This window comes from Lysobacter enzymogenes (assembly GCF_017168095.1).
Classification (GTDB): domain Bacteria; phylum Pseudomonadota; class Gammaproteobacteria; order Xanthomonadales; family Xanthomonadaceae; genus Lysobacter; species Lysobacter enzymogenes_D.
Map to the genome: position 1 here is coordinate 1 of NZ_LXSD01000086.1, position 3,117 is coordinate 3,117.

General features: G+C 74.4%; 3 protein-coding genes. 2 read left to right on the plus strand and 1 reads right to left on the minus strand.

Annotated features, from left to right (window positions below; genetic code table 11):
* Both A7A76_RS02500 and A7A76_RS02505 read left to right on the plus strand, forming a co-directional pair.
* The coding region (locus A7A76_RS02500; RefSeq protein ID WP_206409712.1) for a SulP family inorganic anion transporter at positions 1–1,676 on the plus strand (1,676 nt) is incomplete at its 5' end.
* A gap of 47 nt (positions 1,677–1,723) precedes the next feature.
* Positions 1,724–2,116 (plus strand): hypothetical protein, encoded by a 393-nt coding sequence (locus A7A76_RS02505; RefSeq protein ID WP_206409713.1) that lies wholly within the window; start codon positions 1,724–1,726, stop codon positions 2,114–2,116.
* Between the two features lie 62 nt (positions 2,117–2,178).
* Here A7A76_RS02505 and pabB read toward each other — a convergent pair.
* Positions 2,179–3,117 (minus strand): aminodeoxychorismate synthase component I (gene pabB / locus A7A76_RS02510; RefSeq protein WP_206409714.1); only part of this gene is annotated, 939 nt, incomplete at its 5' end.

Genomic DNA, 3,117 nt, shown 5'->3' on the forward strand with positions numbered 1-3,117 from the left:
GCGCCCGCGCCGCCAGCTCGGGCCGCGGCGCCGACGTCGTCGCCGGGCTGGCCATCGCCGGCCTGCTGCTGCCCGAGGCGGTGGCCTATTCCGCCCTCGCCGGCCTGCCCGCGCACACCGGCGTGTTCGCGCTGTTCGCCGGCCTGCTCGGCTACGGGCTGATCGGGCGCAGCCGCTTCGCGATCGTCTCGGCGACCTCGTCCTCGGCCGCGGTGCTGGCCGCGGCGACCGTGGCCGCGGCCGGCCCGGACCCGGCCGCGCGCGCGGCCATCGCCGCGTTCCTGACCCTGGCCACCGGCGCCTGCTTCCTCGCCGCCGCGGCCGCGCGCCTGGGCGGGCTGTCGCAGATGATCGCGCGGCCGGTGCTGCGCGGTTTCACCTTCGGCCTGGCTTGCGTGATCGTGCTCAAGCAGCTGCCGGCGCTGCTGGGCGTGCACGCGCGCGCCGCCGACTTCGCGCCGCTGCTGCTGGAACTGCCGCAGCGCTGGCGCGAATGGCAGCCGGCCAGCTTCGCCGCCGGCGCGCTGGCGCTGGCGGCGCTGAAGTTCGGCGAACGCTTTCCGCGGCTGCCGGCCAGCCTGCTGGTGATCGCGCTCGGCGTGGCCGCATCCGGCGCGCTGGCGGCGCACGGCGTGGCCCTGACCGGGACCATCGCGCTGAGCCCGCAGCTCGGCGCGCCGGGCTGGCCCGGCCCCGGCCAGTGGCTGACCTGCCTGGAACTGGCGCTGGCCCTGACCCTGGTGCTGTACGCCGAGTCCTATACCGCAATCCGCGCCTATGCGCTCAAGCACGGCGATGCGGTCGAACCCAACCGCGACCTGTTCGCGCTCGGCATCGCCAATGCGCTGTCCGGGCTGCTGCACGGCCTGCCGGTCGGCGCCGGCTATTCGGCGACCTCGGCCAACGAAGCCGCCGGCGCGCGCTCGCGCGTGGCCGGGCTGGTCGCGGCGCTGGCGGTGCTGCTGATGATCGCCTTCGCCCTGGCCTGGATCGAGCGCATTCCGCAGCCGGTGCTGGCGGCGATCGTGATCCACGCGGTGAGCAAGTCGCTGCGGCCGGCGACGTTCGCGCCTTACCTGCGCTGGCACCGCGACCGCCTGGTCGCGTTCGCCGCGGTCGCCACGGTGTTGAGCCTGGGCATCCTCGACGGCCTGCTGGCGGCCATCGCCTTCAGCCTGCTGATGCTGCTGCGGCGGCTGTCGCGCCCGCGCCTGAGCGTGCTCGGGCGCTTGCCGGGCAGCCACGATTTCGTCGACCTGGCCCTGCACCCGCAGGCCGCGCCGGTGCCCGGCGTGCTGGTGTTGCGGCCGGAGCAGCCGCTGTTCTTCGCCAACGCCGAGCCGATCCTGGCGCTGGCGCGGCAGCAGGTGGAAGCGCACGCCGACGCGCGCCGGCTGGTGCTGAGCCTGGAGATCTCGCCCGACCTGGACAGCACCAGCCTGGAAGCGCTGAGCGATTTCGACGGCTGGCTGCGCGCGCGCGGCGTGGCGCTGACCCTGGCGCGGCTCAAGGACGGCGTGCGCGTGTTGCTCGAACGCGTACAGTTGCCGGGGCAAACCGCCTCGGCGCTGGAGTACTGGAGCGTGGACGACGCGGTCAACGCCGATCTCGCGGCCGCGGCCGAAGCGGGCGGCGGCCGCGCGACGGATGCGCCGGCGCCGCAGATGAGACGATGAGGCAGACCCTACGATGACGGAGCCGCAACCATGAAGGAGCTTGACCGATGACCGCGACCACGATGCCGGGCGGAATGCGCGCAGGAGCGGTATCGCTGCTGCTTTGGCTGGCCGCGGCGGCCGCGTTCGCCGCGCTCAACATCGCCGGCGGCGTGCTGGCGGTATGGCTGCGCCTGCCGTCGGGCGGCGATGCGCGGCTGGGCTGGGACCTGGCCTGGACCGCCGCCGCCGCCGCCGCGCCGCTGTGGATCGCGGCGCGCTGGCTGCCGATCGCGGCGCGCGCGCAGGCCGGGCTGATCTGGGCGCTGCTGACCGCGATGGCGATCTGGGCGGTGGCGACCCTGGGCAAGGACTTTCCGCTGTGGTTCAACGCCGGGCTGTTGGCGGTGCAAGCCGTACTGGGCTGGCTGACGTGGCGGTGGTCGCGGCGGCCGCGCTGACGGTTGCGCGCTGAGGATCGAAACCTCGTCCGCGTCGCGCTGCCGGCATCGGCATGCGCGGCTCAGCCGCCGCGCACCCGCCAGCGGTCGTCCTGCACCGCGCCGCGGAACGCCGCGCCGCCGCCGAGGTAATCCCACAGCGGCCGCAGCACCGCCTCGGCCTTGAGCAACGCTTCCTGGAATTCGGACTGCGGGTCCGACAGCCAGGTGATCGCCCCGCCGGCGCCGAAGGACACCTCGCGCCCGTCGTAGGCAAGGGTGCGGATGCCGATGTTGAGATCGGCCACGCGGCCGTAGCCGAGGTAGCCGATCGAGCCGCAGTACACGCCGCGCGCGCTGCGTTCGAGCCGGTCGATGATGCCCAGGGTGCGGCGCTTGGGCGCGCCGCTGATCGAACCGCCGGGAAAGGTCGCGCGCAGCAGGTCGAGCAGATCGCAGTCCGGCCGCAGCCGCGCTTCGACCGTGCTGACCATCTGGTGCACGGTGCGGTAGCTCTCGATCGCGGCCAGCCGCGGCACCTCGACCGTACCGCGCACGGCGACGCGGTTGAGGTCGTTGCGCATCAGGTCGACGATCATCAGGTTCTCGGCGCGGTCCTTGCCCGAATCGGCCAGCGCCTGGGCGTAGCGCGCGTCCAGCGCCGGATCCTCGGCGCGGCGGATGGTGCCCTTGATCGGCTTGGCCTGGACCCGGCCGGCGCCGTCCACGCGCAGGAAGCGCTCGGGCGAGGTGCTCAGCACATGCTGCGCGCCGCTGCGCAGGTACGCGCCGAACGGCGCGGCGTTGCCGCGGCGCAGGCGCCGGTACAGCGCCAGCGGGTCGAGCTGGGCGCGCACGCGGAAATGGTTGGTCAGGCAGACCTGGTAGGACTCGCCCTCGACGATGGCGCGGCGGCATTGCGCGATCGCGGCCAGGTAGTCGTCGTGGCCGAGGTCCATCGCGACATCGAGTTCGGCCAGCGCCGGCGCGCGCGGCGGCGGCGGCGCCGCGGGCGGCAGCGC